This window comes from Skermanella mucosa (assembly GCF_016765655.2).
GTDB classification, from domain to species: domain Bacteria; phylum Pseudomonadota; class Alphaproteobacteria; order Azospirillales; family Azospirillaceae; genus Skermanella; species Skermanella mucosa.
The window spans coordinates 1,550,829-1,568,450 of sequence record NZ_CP086106.1; the positions used below are offsets into that span (position 1 = coordinate 1,550,829).

At 67.9% G+C, this 17,622-nt stretch carries 23 protein-coding genes; 16 read left to right on the plus strand and 7 right to left on the minus strand.

Annotated features, from left to right (window positions below; translation table 11 throughout):
• Positions 1-23 precede the first annotated feature (23 nt).
• Positions 24-863, minus strand: a complete 840-nt coding sequence (locus JL100_RS07065; protein ID WP_202680021.1) for a universal stress protein — start codon at positions 861-863, stop codon at positions 24-26.
• A 177-nt stretch (positions 864-1,040) separates the two neighbouring features.
• Positions 1,041-2,102 (minus strand): Ldh family oxidoreductase, encoded by a 1,062-nt coding sequence (locus JL100_RS07070; protein WP_202680022.1) that lies wholly within the window; start codon positions 2,100-2,102, stop codon positions 1,041-1,043.
• Between the two features lie 121 nt (positions 2,103-2,223).
• Here JL100_RS07070 and JL100_RS07075 point away from each other — a divergent pair, with 121 nt between their 5' ends.
• Together JL100_RS07075 and JL100_RS07080 are read left to right on the plus strand one after the other, a co-directional pair.
• Positions 2,224-3,132, plus strand: coding sequence for an SMP-30/gluconolactonase/LRE family protein (locus JL100_RS07075; protein WP_202680023.1), 909 nt, complete (start codon positions 2,224-2,226; stop codon positions 3,130-3,132).
• 16 nt (positions 3,133-3,148) lie between these two features.
• Positions 3,149-4,159, plus strand: a complete 1,011-nt coding sequence (locus JL100_RS07080; protein ID WP_202680024.1) for a C-terminal binding protein — start codon at positions 3,149-3,151, stop codon at positions 4,157-4,159.
• A gap of 53 nt (positions 4,160-4,212) precedes the next feature.
• Here JL100_RS07080 and JL100_RS07085 read toward each other — a convergent pair whose 3' ends face one another.
• Positions 4,213-4,371 carry a hypothetical protein gene (locus JL100_RS07085; RefSeq protein WP_202680025.1) on the minus strand — a complete coding sequence of 53 codons (159 nt, stop codon included), beginning with the start codon at positions 4,369-4,371 and terminating at the stop codon, positions 4,213-4,215.
• Positions 4,372-4,556: 185 nt separating this feature from the next.
• On the opposite strand from JL100_RS07085, the gene JL100_RS07090 reads away from it, so the two are divergent.
• Positions 4,557-4,709 carry a hypothetical protein gene (locus JL100_RS07090; RefSeq protein WP_202680026.1) on the plus strand — a complete coding sequence of 51 codons (153 nt, stop codon included), beginning with the start codon at positions 4,557-4,559 and terminating at the stop codon, positions 4,707-4,709.
• A gap of 64 nt (positions 4,710-4,773) precedes the next feature.
• Here the strand turns inward: JL100_RS07090 and JL100_RS07095 are convergent, their stop codons facing one another.
• Complete coding sequence (locus JL100_RS07095) at positions 4,774-5,157, minus strand: hypothetical protein (protein ID WP_202680027.1); 384 nt, start codon at positions 5,155-5,157, stop codon at positions 4,774-4,776.
• 144 nt (positions 5,158-5,301) lie between these two features.
• On the opposite strand from JL100_RS07095, the gene JL100_RS07100 reads away from it, so the two are divergent.
• Positions 5,302-5,808, plus strand: a complete 507-nt coding sequence (locus JL100_RS07100; protein ID WP_202680028.1) for a hypothetical protein — start codon at positions 5,302-5,304, stop codon at positions 5,806-5,808.
• Positions 5,809-5,832: 24 nt separating this feature from the next.
• Here JL100_RS07100 and JL100_RS07105 read toward each other — a convergent pair whose 3' ends face one another.
• Both JL100_RS07105 and JL100_RS07110 read right to left on the minus strand, forming a co-directional pair.
• Positions 5,833-6,735 carry a DnaJ C-terminal domain-containing protein gene (locus tag JL100_RS07105; protein ID WP_202680170.1) on the minus strand — a complete coding sequence of 301 codons (903 nt, stop codon included), beginning with the start codon at positions 6,733-6,735 and terminating at the stop codon, positions 5,833-5,835.
• A 119-nt stretch (positions 6,736-6,854) separates the two neighbouring features.
• The gene (locus tag JL100_RS07110; RefSeq protein ID WP_202680029.1) at positions 6,855-7,328 is read right to left on the minus strand and encodes an RT0821/Lpp0805 family surface protein; all 474 of its coding nucleotides are present in this window, start codon (positions 7,326-7,328) and stop codon (positions 6,855-6,857) included.
• 125 nt (positions 7,329-7,453) lie between these two features.
• Here JL100_RS07110 and pdxH point away from each other — a divergent pair, with 125 nt between their 5' ends.
• The 11 genes from pdxH (at position 7,454) to JL100_RS07165 (ending at position 16,742) form a co-directional block, all read left to right on the plus strand.
• Entirely contained in the window at positions 7,454-8,074 is a 621-nt protein-coding gene (gene pdxH / locus JL100_RS07115; RefSeq protein ID WP_202680030.1) for a pyridoxamine 5'-phosphate oxidase, read from the plus strand.
• A 45-nt stretch (positions 8,075-8,119) separates the two neighbouring features.
• On the plus strand, positions 8,120-9,076 hold the full coding sequence (locus tag JL100_RS07120; RefSeq protein WP_202680031.1) for a cation diffusion facilitator family transporter: 957 nt from the start codon (positions 8,120-8,122) through the stop codon (positions 9,074-9,076).
• 76 nt (positions 9,077-9,152) lie between these two features.
• Positions 9,153-9,515: a hypothetical protein gene (locus JL100_RS07125; protein ID WP_202680032.1), complete on the plus strand. Its 363-nt coding sequence runs from the start codon at positions 9,153-9,155 to the stop codon at positions 9,513-9,515.
• A 328-nt stretch (positions 9,516-9,843) separates the two neighbouring features.
• The gene (locus tag JL100_RS07130; RefSeq protein WP_202680033.1) at positions 9,844-11,301 is read left to right on the plus strand and encodes a hypothetical protein; all 1,458 of its coding nucleotides are present in this window, start codon (positions 9,844-9,846) and stop codon (positions 11,299-11,301) included.
• A gap of 101 nt (positions 11,302-11,402) precedes the next feature.
• Positions 11,403-12,785 (plus strand): methyl-accepting chemotaxis protein, encoded by a 1,383-nt coding sequence (locus tag JL100_RS07135; RefSeq protein ID WP_228421113.1) that lies wholly within the window; start codon positions 11,403-11,405, stop codon positions 12,783-12,785.
• Positions 12,786-13,003: 218 nt separating this feature from the next.
• Positions 13,004-13,654: an XRE family transcriptional regulator gene (locus JL100_RS07140; RefSeq protein WP_202680035.1), complete on the plus strand. Its 651-nt coding sequence runs from the start codon at positions 13,004-13,006 to the stop codon at positions 13,652-13,654.
• A 165-nt stretch (positions 13,655-13,819) separates the two neighbouring features.
• A complete protein-coding gene (locus tag JL100_RS07145; RefSeq protein WP_202680036.1) occupies positions 13,820-14,743 on the plus strand; it encodes a YqaJ viral recombinase family protein in 924 nt (307 codons plus the stop codon).
• 19 nt (positions 14,744-14,762) lie between these two features.
• A complete protein-coding gene (locus JL100_RS07150) occupies positions 14,763-15,533 on the plus strand; it encodes a hypothetical protein (RefSeq protein WP_228421114.1) in 771 nt (256 codons plus the stop codon).
• Between the two features lie 32 nt (positions 15,534-15,565).
• Positions 15,566-15,967: a single-stranded DNA-binding protein gene (ssb, locus tag JL100_RS07155; protein WP_202680037.1), complete on the plus strand. Its 402-nt coding sequence runs from the start codon at positions 15,566-15,568 to the stop codon at positions 15,965-15,967.
• 99 nt (positions 15,968-16,066) lie between these two features.
• A complete protein-coding gene (locus JL100_RS07160) occupies positions 16,067-16,405 on the plus strand; it encodes a hypothetical protein (protein WP_228421115.1) in 339 nt (112 codons plus the stop codon).
• A gap of 19 nt (positions 16,406-16,424) precedes the next feature.
• Positions 16,425-16,742: a hypothetical protein gene (locus JL100_RS07165; protein WP_202680038.1), complete on the plus strand. Its 318-nt coding sequence runs from the start codon at positions 16,425-16,427 to the stop codon at positions 16,740-16,742.
• On the opposite strand, the gene JL100_RS07170 is transcribed toward JL100_RS07165, so the two are convergent.
• Positions 16,721-17,044 carry a hypothetical protein gene (locus tag JL100_RS07170; protein WP_202680039.1) on the minus strand — a complete coding sequence of 108 codons (324 nt, stop codon included), beginning with the start codon at positions 17,042-17,044 and terminating at the stop codon, positions 16,721-16,723. The genes JL100_RS07165 and JL100_RS07170 overlap by 22 nt on opposite strands.
• Before the next feature lie 212 nt (positions 17,045-17,256).
• On the opposite strand from JL100_RS07170, the gene JL100_RS07175 reads away from it, so the two are divergent.
• Complete coding sequence (locus JL100_RS07175) at positions 17,257-17,604, plus strand: hypothetical protein (RefSeq protein WP_202680040.1); 348 nt, start codon at positions 17,257-17,259, stop codon at positions 17,602-17,604.
• The last annotated feature ends 18 nt before the right edge of the window (positions 17,605-17,622 follow it).

A 17,622-nucleotide genomic window follows, 5' to 3' on the forward strand; every position in this document is an offset into this window, starting at 1 on the left:
CGTCGGTGCCGGACCGGGGCCGCTCAGTGGGAGAACAGCACCGGTATGGTCATGTGCTGCATAATATGCCGCGTCACGCCGCCCAACACCAGTTCGCGCAACCGCGACCGGCCATAGGCTCCCATGACCAGCAGGTCGGCCGACGCGTCGGTCACGTAGTTCAGGATCATGTCGCCGGGATCCATCCCGCGGGCATTGACGTGGTCGGCCGTGACCGCCACGCCGTGGCGCGCCAGATGCAGGCTGATATCGGCCCCGGGCTCGTCGCCCAGCCCGTTCATGCCGGTCTTCGGGTTGACCGCCAGGACGCTGACCTTCTTCGCGGTCTCCAGGAACGGCAGGGCGTCGTTAACCGCGCGCGCGGCCTCGCGGCTGGCGTTCCAGCCGACCACCACCTGCTCGCCGATGGTCGGGAACTTCCCGGCATAAGGCACCATCAGCACCGGCCGGCCGCAATCGAACAGGACGTCCTCCGGATGGACCGGCGGCACGTCGCGGTTCCGGTCGGGGTCGATCTGGCCCAGGATCACGAGGTCGGCGTAGCGGCCGACGATCCCCGTCACCTCCGTCGGGTCGCCGCGCAGGGGCCGCCACTCCGCCCGGGAGCCGATCCCGGCCAGTTCGACCCGCTGGCGGAACAGGTCGGCCGCCTGGTCGGCGATCTCCTGCGCCATGCGCCGCTGAAGGGCGATCACGCTGTCGCCCAGTTCGCCGGCGACATAGCTCGGCAGCGCCGGCGGGGCCGATACGAACAGGCCCGTCAGGTGGGCGTCGTGCCGGGCGGCCAGCATGGCCGCGGCGTCGATCCGCGCCGCGGCCGGCTTGTTGGTGTCGACGACGACCATCAGGTTCTTGAGCGCCATGGAATTTCTCCCCCTCTTCTGGTTCCGTCACGAATCGGCGTGACCGGCTTTCCTGTCGCATCGGCAGCATCCCCCCATGGACGGACCTGTTCATTGATCAGGATCAAGAAGGGTGGTCGGGGGAGGGGCGGCGTCCCGCCGCCCATGGTGCGCGAGACGCGCACCCTCCCGTCAGGATTAGCCTGCCGCCGACATCGCCTCCGGCGGCTCGACGCCGAAACGGGCCGCCCAGGGTTCCAGGGACTCGCCGATGCCGGCGTAGAGGTCGACGCCGTTGCGCAGCTGCTCCGCGCGGCGCTTCAGCCCGCCTTCGCCGGGCAAACGGACCGGCGGGGCGCCGGGGCGCGGCGGGATGGAATGCGCCTTGTCGGCCAGCCAGCCCGTCTCGCGCAGGAAGGCGTCGCGCCCGCCGAACGCGTCCGGGTCGAACACCTGCAGGAACACCGAGGCGCCCCAGCCGGTGGCGCCGTCGGCCCGGCCGTAGCCGCCCAGCGCCGAGGTCATCATCTCGATCATCAGCCCCAGCGCGTAGCCCTTGTGCCCGAGGTCGAGCCCGCCGAGCGGCAGGATCGCGCCGGGCGGATCGGCGAAATAGGCCGAGGCGTCGGCGGTCGGCTCGCCGTGCCCGTCGATCAGCCAGGGGTGGGGCAGGGGCTTGCCCTCCGCATGGCAGCGGTTGGTCAGGCCGTTGGTGGTGGTCGACATGCTGACGTCCAGCAGCACCGGCCCGCTGGTGGTCGGCCAGCCCGCGGCCAGCGGGTTAGGGGTCATCAGCCGGCCGATGCCGCCGTGCGGCGTGACGCTGGCGCCCGCCGGGTCGGAACTGGCCAGGATGATCGCGAGTCCCCGGTCGGTGGCACGCTTCAGGTAGGCCGCGAGGCAGGCGATGTGGTGGCTTCGGCGAATCACCACCGTGGCCGTGCCGTACTGGACCGCCCGCTGGCTGGCGAGGTCGAGCGCCTGGACGACCAGCCAGGGGCCGGGCAGGCGACGGCCGTCCCAGGTGACGGCGGGGCCGGTGTCGGCCAGGGTTTCCGGGTCGCCCGACACCGTCATATCGCCGGAGTCGATCTCCTTCAGATAGCCGGGCAGCAGTTGCAGGCCGTGGGTGGTGTGGCCGAACAGGTCCCCTTCCACCAGGATCTCGGCGACGGTCCGGGCGCGGGCGGGCGACAGGCCGGCGGCCTGAAGCAGGGCGGCGGCGTAGCCGACCAGTTTGTCCGCGGCGAAGCGGGGCATGACAGTTCCTCCTGGATATCCTGCGTTCTTCAGGGTGTGCTTTTCGAGGGTTGACGGGACCCATGGGGCAGCGGATCGTTCGTCATGACAACAAAAATCCGACATTCGGGGGGATCAGGCCATGGATCGTGCTTTCGAAATCATCGACGAGCGCTTCAAGCGCTACGCGCTCGGCAACGTTTTCGTCGAGCGCCTTCACACCGGGATGCGCTGGGCGGAGGGGCCGGTCTGGTTCGGCGACGCCGGACAGCTTCTGTGGAGCGACATCCCCAACAACCGGATCATGCGGTGGGTCGAAGGCGGCGGAGTCAGTGTCTTCCGCAGCCCGTCCAACTTCTCCAACGGCAACACCCGCGACCGGCAGGGGCGGCTGGTCACCTGCGAGCACGGCGCGCGGCGGGTCACCCGGACCGAGCATGACGGCACGGTCACCGTGCTGGCCGACAGCTACCAGGGGCGCCGGCTGAACTCGCCCAACGACGTGGTGGTGAAGTCGGACGGCTCCGTCTGGTTCACCGACCCGCCCTACGGCATCCTGACCGACTACGAGGGCCACCGGTCCGAGATGGAGCAGGACGGCTGCCACGTCTACCGGATCGATCCCGAAACGGGGCAGGTGACGGTGGCGGCGGACGATTTCGACAAGCCGAACGGCATCGCCTTCTCCCCCGACGAGCACATCCTCTACGTCGCCGACACGGGCGCCTCGCACCGCAAGGACGGTCCGCACCATATCCGGGCCTTCACCGTGTCCCAGTCCGGCACCCTGTCCGGCGGGGAGGTGTTCGCCACCATCCAGCCGGGGCTGGCGGACGGCTTCCGCCTGGACACGGACGGCAATGTCTGGACCAGCGCCGGCGACGGGGTCCATTGCTATTCGCCCAACGGCGACCTGATCGGCAAGGTGCTGGTCCCGGAGGTGGTCTCCAACCTGGCGTTCGGCGGGCCGAAGCGGAACCGGCTCTTCATCACCGCCACGACGTCGCTCTACAGCGTCTATGTCGGCGCGAACGGCGCCGGGCCGTTCTAAGGGAAGGCGGGACCGGATGCGTATCCTCATTCCAGACGCGCAGTTCCTCGACGATGCCGGGATCGAGCGGGCCGCCGCCGGTCCCGGCGTCACGTTCGACGTCCATCGCGCCGTGCGGGAGACCGACGTGCCCGAGGCGAGCTGGCGCGCCTGCGACGCCGTGATCTGCTACCACGTCATCCAGTACCGTGGCCCCTGCCTGGACTGGCTGGAGCGCTGCCGGGTGATGGTGCGGGCCGGCGTCGGCTTCGACAACATCGACATCACGGCGGCGGCCGGACGCGGCATTCCGGTCTGCAACGTGCCGGACTACGGCACCACCGACGTCGCCGACCACGCCATCGCCATGATGATGACCCTGACCCGCGGGGTGGCGGCCTATGACGCCCAGCTTCGCGCCGACCCGGTCGGAGCCTGGCGGTTCGACACGCCGCCCCTGGTCCGCCGCCTGCGCGGCCAGACCTTCGGAGTCGTCGGGCTGGGGCGGATCGGGACGGCGGCGGCGCTGCGCGCCCGCGCCTTCGGGATGGACGTGCTGTTCTACGATCCGGCGCTGCCCTCCGGCGCGGAGCTGTCCTTCGGCTTCGGCCGCACCCGGAACCTGGCCGACCTGATGGCGAGGTCGGACATCGTCAGCCTGCACTGTCCCCTGACGGGGGAGACGCGCGGAATGATCGGGGCCGAGGCGCTGGCGGCTTCCCGGCCCGGCCAGATCCTGGTGAACACGGCGCGCGGCGCGGTGGTCGACCTGGACGCCCTGTTCCAGGCGCTGAAGGCCGGCAGGCTGGCCGGGGCCGCGCTGGACGTGCTGCCGGTCGAGCCGGCGGAGCCGGACCATCCGCTGGTGCGGGCCTGGGTGGCGCAGGAGCCCTGGATCGCCGGCCGCCTGCTGATCAGCCCGCACGCCGCCTTCTACAGCCCGTCGAGCATCGTCGACCTGCGCCGCAAGTCGGCCGAGACGGCCCTGGCGGCTTTGGCGGGGGAACCGATCAACTGCGTCAACGACGTGGTGCCGCGGCGCGGCTGATGGCGGCACGCGATCAGGGGCCCGCGATCAGGGTTCCTGATCAGGGCTCCTGATCAGGATTGCCGTTCGGCGGGCGCCACCGGTTCATGCGGATCGCGCTCGTCGGCATCGGTTTCCTGCGAAACCGATGCCGACGAGTCGTCGCGGCCCAACTCGGACCGGGCCTGTTCAAGGCTGCGCAAAGGGTTCAAGAGATAACTGCTGACAGGCATTCAAAACGGCTCCATGGCAATAGGAGAATGATATCAAGCCGTCGGTAAATGACTGATTAATGACAGGGGTTTAATAATCGGCCCTGCTGGACGCCATGAAATAGTCACCATTTCCAGACCGAATCAGGAGGTGCCCCCTGAGGGGTAAGTCTACTACTATCGAAACGATATTCGACAAGTATAGAATGTGGAAATTACTGTCTCTTGCCCTGGCGACCGCCGCGCTCGTGGTGTTCCATACGCCGATGGCGGCGCTCGCGCTCTTCGGCCTGATCGCGGCCGTTTTCATCGCCACGGTCTTCGCGTCCACCTCCAGTTCCGGCGAGCGCGAGGTCTGACCGGGGAGGGGCGCGGGCAGGGATTGTTCGTCCCGGCCCCGCCTCCTCCCGATCCGCCGGCCTTCTATTCCGCCGGGTGGTGCGACAGCGCACCCGGCTTGGCGGCCGAAGCCTGCCGGGCCCGCTGCGGCATTCCGGCGCGCAGTACGACCGACGTGCCGAACATGATCAGCCCGACCGTGAAGATCAGGACGGATGCCAACGCCGCGAAGGCCGAACGGGTCTGATCCAGCCACAGCATCAGTCCGGCCGCCGCGAAGCAGGCGAAACCCCCCAGCCCGATCAGGTCCGCCGCCGGTCCGATATTGAAGGGAGTGTTCTTCAACCGTTGCTTGATGTCCTGTGCCCAGGTGCTTGCCGTTGCGTAAATCATGATCTCTGCCCGACCTGTTCCTTGATTTGATTTGCTGTTCACCAGAGTAAGCGCGGTTCGCGTCGCCAGCGTCAAGCCTGTCGGCCGGTATAGCCTCCCTGGAAAATGCGGCGGGAACGAGACGCCGAAACATGCCGTGTTTAACTGCTTATTGACTAAGCGGGCCTAAAATTGTCTCCAGCGGGCGGATGCGCCGTCACACGGGTATTGGAGAACAAGGTGTCTGGCAGTTTCGAAATCCGCCCTCGCGGGGTTGATCTGGATGGTGGAACTTCCGGGGCTCGGCGCCCGGCGGAGTACCAGCGCGGCAGCGACGACGCCCTTTTCGACGAATTCAACAATACCTTGGCCCGCCTCGAGGGTGCCGGGCGGGACCGGCCCGGCAACAGCGGGCTGATCACCCAGATCGAGACCCTCGCCGCCGTGGTCGAGCGTCAGGCGCAGGAGCTGCGCGTCGCCCGCTCCGCCGCGTCCAAGCTCGAAGCCGAGAACGAGCGCATGCGCCAGATGCTGCGGGCGCTGCTCGCTGCGATCGACGCCGGCGAGACCCGGATCTTCAGCACCGTTGAGCGCGCCGAGCGGCGCCTTCGGGAGTTGATCGACACCGGCACCGCCATGCCCGACCCCTCGCTCAGCCAGCAGGCGCCGCGCTCTCGCGCCCCGCGCCCGGTCCGCGAACATGAACCGGGCCTGCCCAGCAGGCCGTCGATCCGGGTGATCGAGTAGTCTCCGGATCGATCCGGCCCGGGATCAGCCCAGGCCGAGCTTCTTGCGGACGTCGTAGCTGCGGTCCTTCGACCAGCGCTCCAGGAAGCTGGTCAACTCGGCGTCCGGCGGTTCGGGCAGGACGACCTTCAGCTTCACGTACTGGTCGCCGGCCAGCCCGGTCTTCGGATCGACGATCCCCTTGCCCTTCAGCCGCAGCGTCCCGCCGGTGTTCGAACCGCGCGGCACCTTGACGGCGACCTGTCCGTCCAGGGTCGGCACCTTGATGGTGGCGCCCAGCACCGCCTCGGGCAGGCTGACGGGCAGTTCCAGATGGATGTCGCCGTCCTTGCGCACGAAGAACGGGTGCGTCTCGACATGGACCTCGACGATCGCGTCGCCGGCCGGGCCGCCGCCGATCCCGCTCATCCCCTGGCCCTTCAGGCGCAGTTTCTGCTGGTCCTCGGTCCCCGGCGGGATCGCCACGTCGATGCTCTTGCCGGTCGACAGGTTGATCCGGCGCTTGGTGCCCAGGGCCGCCTCCGTGAAGGGGACGGTGACCGAATAGGCGATGTCGGTGCCGCGCGACTTGAAGCCGCCATGGCCGGCGCCGCCCCGCCTGCGGCCGGCGCCGAACAGGTCCGAGAAGATGTCGTCGGCGTCGAACCCGCCGAAGTCAGCGCCACCGCGTCCGCCGCCGGCATAGGCGCGGTGCAGCGGGCGCTCGTTGCCGTTGGCATCGATCTCGCCGCGGTCGAACTTGGCGCGCTTCTCCGCGTCCGACAGCAGGTTGTAAGCGCCGGAGACATCCTTGAAGCGCTGCTCGATGTCGGGCCTGCCGGGATTGAGATCGGGATGGAACTGCTTGGCGAGGCGCCGGTAAGCCTGCTTGATCTCTTCGGCCGAGGCCGACTTGGTCAATCCCAGAACCTGATAAGGGTCGCGCATGACGGCCACGAGGTAGCGTATCCTGTAAAAATGGTCGGCACTACGGCGGACGCCTACCGGCCGCTGCGGCCGGCGGGCGCCTGGTCAGAGCCTGGGACCGGAGGGCGGATCGGCGGAATTCAGCTCACGATCTTCCAGGTGCCGTCCGGTTGCTGGCAGGCCTGACCAAAGGCCTGTTGGGTTCTGCCCCCGACAGTAACCGTTTGCTGGTATTCTCGGCAATAGGCGTTGGTGCCGGGCTGGCGGCCCTCTCGGGTCGGCAGGATGACGCCGGAGTTGCCGCTCTTGGGATTGTTCCAGACGATCTTTTCCCCGATCGGGGCTTCGTAAGCCTGCTGAACCGCCCGCCCGGCGTAAACCTGGTCGGCCCGGTCGAGGGACGAACCGATCTCGCTGCCGAGGAAAGCGCCCAGCAGGGTACCGGCGCCGACCGCGACCAGCTTGCCCGTGCCGCCTCCGATGGTCGAGCCGAGCAGGCCGCCGGCCGCGGCGCCGCCCAGCGTCCCGATGCCCTGCTTGGGACCCAGTCCATCCGTCGTGCAGCCCGAAACCAGTGCGAGCGCGATCAGCGCGGGAGCCACTCTCTTCAGCATTTTCCTGCGAAACCTCGTCGAGACGTACCAGTGCGCCGGCTAGAGGCGGCGGCAAGCTGGCACTCGGTATCCACGAGAATGATGTATATTGTGTTGTCGCCCGAAAAATATGACCGGCATCACACATGATCGAATTTGACGCTAATGATCCCTACGGGCTGTTCCGGACCTGGATGGCCGAGGCCGAGAAGTCCGAGCCCGAGGACCCCAACGCCATGGCGCTGGCGACCGCCGATGCCTCCGGCGTGCCGTCGGTCCGCATGGTCCTGCTCAAGGGGCTGGACCCGCGCGGGTTCGTCTTCTACACCAACCTGGAGAGCCGGAAGGGCGTCCAGCTCGCGGCCAACCCCAACGCCGCCCTCTGCTTCCACTGGAAGTCCCTGAGGCGCTCGGTCCGGGTCGAGGGGCCGGTCGAGCAGGTCTCCGACGCGGAGGCGGACGAATATTACCACAGCCGCCCCCGGGGCAGTCAGATCGGCGCCTGGGCATCCCGGCAGTCGCGCCCGCTGGAAGGCCGGTGGGAGCTGGAGAAGCGGGTGGCCGAGTTCACCGCGCGTCATGCCATCGGCACGATCCCGCGTCCGGAATTCTGGTCCGGGTTCCGGGTGCTTCCCAAGCGCATCGAGTTCTGGGCGGACCGCCCGTTCCGCCTGCATGACCGGGTGGTCTTCCACCGGGTGCAAGGGGGACCGGACGGCGCGGCGGACGCGGCGCCGGGATGGACAACGGAACGCCTGTTTCCCTAAAGGTGTTGCCGTCAGCATTCGGAAGGCGGCAGGCAGGGAGCCAGGATGGCGGATACCATCGACGACGATCCGGAGCGGGATGACGACGGCCGCCTGCGCCGGGCTGCGACCTATGCCAGCGTCGGCGTGGCGCTGACCCTGATCGCGGCGAAGCTGGCGGCCTATCTCTACACCGGGTCGGTCAGCATCCTGTCCTCGCTGATCGACAGCTCTTCCGACCTGCTGGCCTCCATCGTCACGCTGCTGGGGGTCCGGGTCGCCCTGCGGCCGCCCGACCGGTCCCACCGCTACGGGCACGGCAAGGCGGAGCCGCTGGCGGCCCTGGCCCAGGCGGCCTTCGTCACGGGTTCCGCCGTCTTCCTCACCTACGAGGCGATCAACCGGCTGATCAACCCGGCCCCGCTCCAGGAAAGTTCCGCCGGCATCGCCGTGATGGTCTTTTCGATCGTGCTGACCGTCGGGCTGGTCGCGTTCCAGCGCCGGGTGATCCGGCGGACCGGTTCCATGGCGATCGGGGCGGACAGTCTCCATTACAGCGGCGACCTGTTCATGAACCTGGCGGTCATCGCGGCGCTGGTCCTGACCGGCATGACCGGCATCCCGATCCTGGACCCGATCTTCGCGCTGGGCATCGCCGCCTTCCTGATCGTCGGGGCGTTCCATATCGCCAAGGGGTCGCTGGACACCCTCATGGACCGCGAGATTCCCCACGGCGACCGCAAGCGCATCCGCGAGATCGTCATGGCCCACCCGGCGACGCGCGGCATGCATGATCTCCGTACCCGCAACGCCGGGATCACGCTGTTCATCGAGCTTCATCTCGAACTGGACAGCGAGTTGACGCTGGCCCAGGCGCACGACATCACCGACGAGGTCGAGCGCCGGCTGACCGAAGCCTTCCCCCAGGCCGAGGTGATCGTCCACCAGGAGCCCTTCGGCCTGTCCGACGACCGTCTCGACACCCGCATCGCCGAGGCCGGGAGGCTGCGCCGCGGATCGTGAAGCGTCCCGCGGCGGCGATTTCTTAACCGTGTCCCCCTCATGATTTGGGCGGTTCCTGCCCAGGAAGGGGGATGGGGTGCTGAAGCGTCTGGCCGTACTCGCGCTGCCGATCCTGGCGCTCGCCGCCTGTCTCGACGAAGTTCCGTCGAACGAGGTCATCGCGACGCTGCTCGAAGCCTCGGCCAACCAGGAACTGGCCGTCGTCAAGGCCGCCGGAGCGCTGCCGCCGCCCGGCCAGCTGGTGCCCGACGCCGTCCGCATCATGAATCTCAGGACGATCGGCGGCGTCACCGACAGCAAGGGCATCCATGTCGCCTCCATCCAGTTCGACCTGATGGTCGAGCTGAACGGTGCCCGCATGCTGAGCCAGCGCGGCGCCAAGGCGCGCCTCAAGCTCGCCCGGGAGGGCTCCGGCTGGCGGATCCTCGAGAAGCAGTAGCGGCGGTCCCAGGCTGCGGCGCACTGTCACGTCCCGCGCTGGCCGAGCGGCTTCGTCCAATCCCTTCGCTTTATCGACCTATACCGAAGAGCAACGCTGAAGATCACGACCATCCGGGCGCATTCATTTTTGAATGCTCCTGCATCCATTTCAGGAGTGACATCTAGACCCCTCCCAAGTTACCGCGTTTTTACGCAGTTTCTTCAATGGGATCAGTTGGGTATATGTGGCTCCGGTCGGCTTTGACCGATCTGATCCTGTGGATACTTCGATCGGGTCGTCATTCGGGGCTTGGATGTCGATTTTCTCTTCCTTTTCCCATATCCGCTTGCCTCGGCTTCCTGGACCTCCCCGGTCCCGGTGGCTGGGAACGTCTCGACCCGGCGGTCGCGACGATACCCCGGAAACCGCTTCCGCCGACCCGCTCCAGGTCGGCCGGGGCGAGGTCTTCCACGATATGGGCGAGTTCGGCGGCGACGTGCTGGAGGCGCTGATCGCCGAGGCCGGCGGCGGCAGCGGCGGCGGCGGGGATCTGGAGTTCGACAGCGACATCCGCCGGCAGGGCGCCGGCACCGAAACCGGCCGGCGCGACTGGGGTCCGGACTACGCCGCCGCCGGTGCGGCCGCCTCCGGGCTGGATGTCAGGGGGCTCGCCACCCGGATGGCGATGGCGTTCGGAATGGCCGACGGCGACTTCGGCGACGACGACGCATTCTTCGATGCGGACGGCGCCGACGGCTGGTCCGATCTCCTCCAGGGGAATGCCGGTCCGGCCGGCGGGGTAGGGTTCGGCGGCGGAGGCGCGGGCGTCGACGTCGCGGCGGAATGCGTCCGGCCGCACTCCGCCGGCCGGGGCGCGTTGCCGACGCTGCGCGGGCGCGGATGCCTACCGGACCTGGGCGACGCGCTGGCGGCGAACCCGGGACTGCGCGACCGTGCCGCGGCCTTCTCGGCCGCCGGGACCGCCGGCACCGACGCCGGCCTGCTCACCGCGCTGGAGGGCGAGGTCACCGGGGTGCTGTTCGGCTGGGCGGGGCTGGAGGCCGCTCCCGGAGACGGTCGCGATGACCGGGAAGCGGCCTTCCTGGAGAAGTATTTCGGCGCCCGCGCCGCCGGCGGGATCGCCGAGGCGCTGTCGCCCGACGCGATCTCGGAAGTTTTCGGCGAGGTCCGCGACGCCGCGATCCTCAAGCTGACCGGGCAGGGGTGCCTGTCCGGCCTGTTCCGCGGCCTGACCTATGATCCGAAGGCCGACCGGCTGACCGGCAGCGCCGTCATCGACCGGGACGGCCTGGCGGCCTTCGGCGGCAGCGCGGCGGCCCTGGGACCCGAAGGGGAGGCGGGCGCCTGGCAGGCCCTGGCGGCCCTGACCCGCGGTTTCGAGGAGGCGCTGGGGGAGGCGAACGCGCTGCCGTCCCTGCTGGCCGCCGTGCGCGACCGCGGGGCCGACCTCGCCGGCCGCGTCGGGGAGGGGCTCCGGACGCTCGGCATCGACGTCGACAGCGTCAGGCTGAAGCTCCCCGGCGGCGACGACGACGAGGGGAAGGAGGATGAGGAGACCGTCGAGGCTTCGTTCGAGGAATTCGGGCCGGAACCGCAGGAGACCGCCGAAACCTTGGACTGGAGCCGCCACGATGCCCGTCGGGACTGGTCCGATCTCGGCGCCGCCCATTCCGGCGAGCGGCACGACGCCGGCGCCTTCACGCTCCACCACGCCATGCCCGACATGTTCGCCTTCACCGGCATGCCGATCTTCGACTGCTTCTTCCAGCCCCAGGCGGCGTAAGCGATTAAGCCTCGTTTAATAAAATACGCCGAAGATTTCGAAACGGATACATTCCGGCCTGAAACAATCAAAAATTACGGGCGCGCCGGCTGATGGACACCATGATGAACGAAAAGTCGTTCCTGATCGGCGCGGTGGCGCAGGAGGCGGGAACGCTCGGCATCGAGATCGCCGATGTCGCCGGCAGCGTGGAGGACGTCAGTTCGCGCATGACCAAGAAGGCCGCGGTCTTCGTGGACCTGCGCGACGCGGCGGCCGGCATGTCGGAGAGCAGCGCCCGCATCCAGTCCGCGGCCAAGGCGACCCGCTCCGTCGCCCGGGACGCCCTTTCCGAGGTCGAGGGCTCGCGCGCCCGGCTGCGGGAATCCCTGGAAGACATAGGCGCGCTGGTCGAAGGCGTCACCGGCATGGAGCGCCAGCTCGGCGGGCTGCGCGAGGCCCTGATCCGGATCGGCAAGGTGGCCCAGGAAATCAGCGCGATCGCCAAGCAGACCAACCTGCTGGCGCTGAACGCGACGATCGAGGCCGCGCGCGCCGGCGAGGCCGGCCGGGGCTTCGCCGTGGTCGCGGGCGAAGTCAAGGCGCTAGCCGCCAAGACGGGCGAGGCGACCGCCGACATCGACGCCACCCTGCGCTTCCTCAACGAGCAGGCCCACCTGCTGATCGCCGAGAGCAGCGAGAGCATGGAGAAGGCGAAGGCCGTGGGGACGGGAACCAAGGCGCTCGGCACCATGATCGATACGGTAGGCTCCGCGATGGTCCAGGTCGACCGCGAGACCACCCGGATCGACGACGCCGCCACCGGCATCCGGGAGAGCTCCCGCCGGGTCGAGGAGCAGATCGCCGACATGGCGGGCGACGTGGAGCTGTCGAGCGGCGACCTGAACGCGACCCGCGACCGGGTGATCCGGTTGCTAGGCGTCAGCGAACGACTGATCGGCATCACCGCCGAGCTGGACGTGGAGACGGTCGATACCCCCTTCATCCGCCACGCCCGGAACGCCGCGGCGCAGATCTCGGCCCTCTTCGAGGATGCCGTCCGCTCCAGCCGTCTGACCGCCGAAGCCCTCTTCGACGAGGCCTACCAGCCGATTCCGGACACCAATCCCCAGCAGGTCCGGACCCGCTTCACCGACTTCACCGACGCGGTCCTGCCCGAGATCCAGGAGGCGATGCTGACCGCAGACCCCCGCATCGTGTTCTGCGTGACGGTCGATCGCAACGGCTACCTGCCGACCCACAATGCCAAGTTCTCCAAGCCGCACGGCGCCGACGTCGCCTGGAACACCGCCAACGGCCGAAACCGGCGCATGTTCAACGACCGCGTCGGCCTCGCCGCCGGCCGGAACACGCGGCCCTTCCTGCTCCAGACCTACCGCCGCGACATGGGCGGCGGGCAGTATTGCCTGATGAAGGACGTCTCCGCCCCGATCAGCGTCCTGGGCCGGCACTGGGGCGGCCTGCGGCTGGCCTACATGGTCTGAGGCGGCCGACCCGCTGATTCGTCCGCGTCGGGCTCGTCAGGCAGTCGAATCTAGGCTATATTTCCTCGCAATCTGGTTCTTGGTCCTATAGTCGCGCTAGTGTCATGCGAAAACGCAGGAATATCCGCTGATATCTTCTCATTTCCAGTCCTCTCCTTGCGAATTTGCATGATTGTCATCATCGTGCCGCGGTTTTCAGCAGACGGGGAATTTGGCCAATGCAGCAGATCAGGGAGTCGCTTCACCGCTGGCTTCGGTCCGTGATGGAGGAGCGGGACTGGACGGCCGCCACCTGGGCCAAGCGCGCCGACGTGACCGCGACCAACCTGACCCGCTTCCTCAAGGACCCCGAGGGCGCCAGCCTGCCCAGCGCGGAGACCATCGGGCGGTTGGCCTTCGCCGCCGGGTCGGAGCCGCGCTTTCTGTCCAGCAACCAGCCCTCGACCTCCTCCTGCCGGGTTCCCGTGCTCAGCCACGAGCAGATCCGTGCCGTCATGGACCTGCCTCGCGCCGGGGCTGCGGCGTATCTGGCCGATGCCTTGCGCCGCGGCTCCCCGTGCGTCCTGATGGACCGGCCGACCTCGCCGCGCGCCTTCGGGCTCCAGATCAACTCGCTGCACATGAACGCGGGCGGCCTGCTGCCCCAGGACCAGATCGTGATCGAGCCAGTCGACCATGTCCCTCCCCGGAAGGGCGACATGGTGATCACGATCGACGGCACCTCGCTGTGCGCCTACCGATACTATCACCCGCAGCTCGTCCCGGTCAGCACTGACCCCCATTGCTGCCCGATGGTCATCGAGGGCGCCGAGATGGTCGGCGTCGCGATCCTGGTGGTTCGCCCCCTGAGGGTCGAACTGATGAGCTGAGCCGACCCCGCCGGCCCCCGAACCCCTCCCGGGGACCGGCAAGATTCCTCCCCGTAGTTCTCATTTTGTTCTTTGTTAAATGCGAAATCGCAGTTAACATTAGCGGAGCTATGCCCATATAGGGATGACTCAAATGCGAAGCTGCAGCGGGTCAGGGATCGACAGATGGCTTTGTCCAAGGATCAGGTAGAATTCCGGGCCCGCCGCCTGGGCTCCAGCGACGCGGTCCGCGTGATGGCGGGCCACTGGACGGAGCTGTGGCGCGAGAAGACGGGCCGGGCCGCCCCGCCGCGGCTGGACTTTGTTCCCGTCGTCCAGATCGGCATCGCGACCGAATCACTGCATGCCCGCTTCTACACCTACCGCACCGGGATCGGAGCTTATCCGGCCGGCCACCGCACCCATGTGCACCCCGACCACGACCATATCGTCGCCAACCTCGACTTCCTGACCTGGGGCGCTCCGCCGGCCGATCCGACGGCCGCCCCGGACACCATCCTGGAGGCCAAGTTCCATTCCGGCTTCAAGACGGACGAGGACCTGGCGGAACGGTACTACTGGCAGATGCAGCACCAGATGATGGTGTCCGGCCTGGCCCGCTGCGTCCTCTCCGTCCTGCGTCCGACCGGCTATTCCTTCCTGACGGTCGAGCGGAACGAGGCCGACGCCGCCCTGCTGCTGGAGACCATCCAGGCCTTCTGGTGGCACGTCGAGAACGATCTGGAGCCGGCCGACCCGCTGCCGGTGGAAGCACCCGACTTCGACGACATGGGCGTGCTCGACATGTCCATGCACAACCGGTTCGTCGCGGTGGGCGACGTGCTGGTCAGCAACCACGACGGCGTCCAGGCCTACCGCGCCGCCGAGGCCGAGCTGAAGGCCCTGATGCCCGAGCAGGCGAAGGTCGCCTATGTCCCGTCCGCCGCCGACGCCCGGGGCATCGTGATCAGCCGCTCGCGCGACGGCAGGCTGTCGATCCGCATCGGCGAGCTGCCGCGGAAGTACCGGGCCCGGGCTCGGACCTGGCTGCCGGACCACGCGCCCGACTTTCTGCCCGACCTGATGAACGCCCGACCTGATGAACGATGAGCGTTGGAGAAACCGACCCATGCCACGAGCAAGGAGGCCGGCCGACGGGCCGGAAACGGAGACCATGACCACCGGGATGCCGGGTGACAACATCATGCGCGACAACCTTGAGTTCTGGAACGCGCTGAAGCGCACCGATCCCAAGGCGACCAAGCCGTTCCAGCGCGCGGGCGGCTTCCGCGGCACCCAGATCGATCCGGCCTGGCGGCTCCAGATGATGACCGAGGTGTTCGGCCCGGTCGGCAAGGGCTGGGGCTACGAGCAGCTTGAGTGGACCATCGCCGAGCGCATGGTCTTCATCTGCTGCCGCGTCTGGTACGTCGACCCGGAGACCGGCGAAAAGCATTTCACCGGCCCGCAATGGGGCGGCACCGAGATGGTCCGGCGCAACCGCGACGGAACGGAGCGCCCGGACGACGAGTGCTTCAAGATGTCGATGACCGACGCCATCGGCAAATGCATGCTCCAGATCGGCTTGGCCGCCGACATCTATCTCGGCCAGTTCGACGACAGCAAGTACCGCGAGGAGTCCGAGACCATCTACGCCGTCAAGGCCAACCCCGACCTCCAGCCCGCCGGCATCGCCAAGCTGGAGGCGGAGATCCGGGACAGGCTGGCGGAGGTCGAGGACCTGGAAGCCCTGGACGACCTGTGGCGCAGCGGGATCAACGCCCGTATCCGCGAGATCGGGGCGGTCGACAAGGCGGCGCAGAACCGCATGATCACCTGCTTCTCGCAGAAGAAGAACGAAATCCTGAAACGAGAGGAGAGCGACCGCGAGGCCGCCTGAGGCAGCACTCCCGGTCCCCGAAGAGGCCAGCCATGTACCAACGTTTCATCGCCGTCGGCCGCCTGGGCCGCGATCCCGAGATCACCACGACGGCCGGCGGCGCCCGCATGGCGAGCTTCAGCCTGGCAACCAGCGAAACCGCCAAGGGCGAGGAGCGGGCCGAATGGCACCGCTGCGTCGTCTGGGACGAGAAGCTGGTCGACGTGATCGCCAGGCGTGCCCGCAAGGGAACCCTGGTGGCCCTTGAGGGCCAGGTCCGGACCCGCCGCTGGAACAGCAGGGACGGGCGCGAGAACCACACGACCGAGGTCGTGCTGGACCGCTTCACCAGCCGTTTCCAGATCCTGTCCGGCGCCAAGCCGCAGGACGATGTGGTCGAAGCCAACCAGCCGGTTTTCGACAAGAGATTCGCCTTCGATGAGCTGCCCTTTTGATGGCTGCGATATCGCAATTTTCGGCGGCGACACCATCTATATTAGGCTGCGCAAGCGCAGATCCCCGCCTGGGGAAGCCGCACCGGAGTATCCTCCGCCATGACGATGATAGCCTCTTCCAACAAGATTGAGTCCAGTTCCGGCGAGCTGTTCCGCTCCCCCAGCGGTCTGCTGACCCGCACCGCCTGGGAAGACGAACTGGAAAGCACGTTCGACCAGATGCCGCGCTGGTACCGTTCCGCGGCGGAGCGGGACCGCCGGTTCGCCCGCTGGGTCCACGCCGAGGCCAAGGGCCTCGCCTGCCACCTCGACCGACTGATGCGCCCGGACACCAAGCCCGCGCTGGCGCGCCATCTCAGGGCGGTTTCCGAAGCCCTGTGGGCCGACGCCGAATGGGCGCGCCACCGGATCGACGGCAGCATGGACGAGGCGGCGTAAGATGCGAAGGAAGCCTGAAATGACCATAGAGCAATTGCAGAAGCGCCTGCGCGAGGCCCATGCCCGCATCGGCTTCGAGGGCCGCTTCGCCTTCACCATCGGCCAGCAGGACGGTCCGCCGGCCGGCGCCGGCTGCTATGTCACGCACTGGTTCCGCCCCACGCCCTACGCCTTCGAGGACTGCAAGTCGGTCGGGGCCGGTACCGTGGCGGATTGCGTCGCGGCGCTGGACCGTTATGTCGCGGAGTATCCCAGGGCCATGACCAACGAGGAAGTCGGCATGACCCTGGGCATCATCCCGCCCCACGAGGAGCGTTACAAGGTCGCGGCGGAATGACCGCCGGCGTACCGGCCCGCCGGGGCCGGCGGGAAGCCTTGGTGACGCCCCTCGTGGCGTGACCCGTACTTGCCCACGTAACCCTTCATGCAGGCACGGTGGAACCGTTGCGACTGGGTCTTCCAGTCGTCGCCGGGCCGGACCCAGCTGACATAGGTCGTGCCGGTCCTCCGGTCGGTCCGCAGGTAGCGGCCCACTCCCTTGTCGCCCGTCACCCACTGGCCCGGCTGAAGATGCAGGGCTCCGGCGGACAGCAGCAGGGAAACCTGCGGCGTCAGGTCGATGGTCGGCAGGTATCTCATCTCTATCGCCTCTCCTGGAAATGTCCACGGTACAGGCATGCCCAAGGCCGACGGTCCTGGCGGTGCGCCAAGGCGGTCGGAACGGAAACGGCAGCTTTCGGGGACAGCTTATATGTGGTGTTTCTTGGACATCTTTCAAGAACCATTGGCAGAACAAAACATGAACTTGTAAGCTGCCTGAAGACCCCTTTCAAGAATTTGGAACAAGAAACATGGCAGTTTCAAAGAACCGAGCTTCGGAAACCGTGACCGCCCGCGTCGAGCACGCTCTGAACCTGACGCGGGGACGCCTGAAGCTTTGGCTGGTCTTCGATGACGACGCCGCCGTGGCCGAGGCGCGCTCCCTTATCCAGCTCAAGAAAGCCCGCAACCTGCTGGCGCTCTCCCGCTCCGACCTGGAGCACCGCCACGAGAAGGCGGTCCGCCAGATCCTGGAACGCTACGCTGGCCATGCGCCCCGCCCGGTGGAGACGGAACCGGCCGAAGCGGCGGAGGAGCCGAAGCCAGCCCCCCGACGACGCGCCGCCTCCCGTCAGAACGCGGAAGCGGTTTCAGGTTAAGGCCGGCCGGGTTAGACT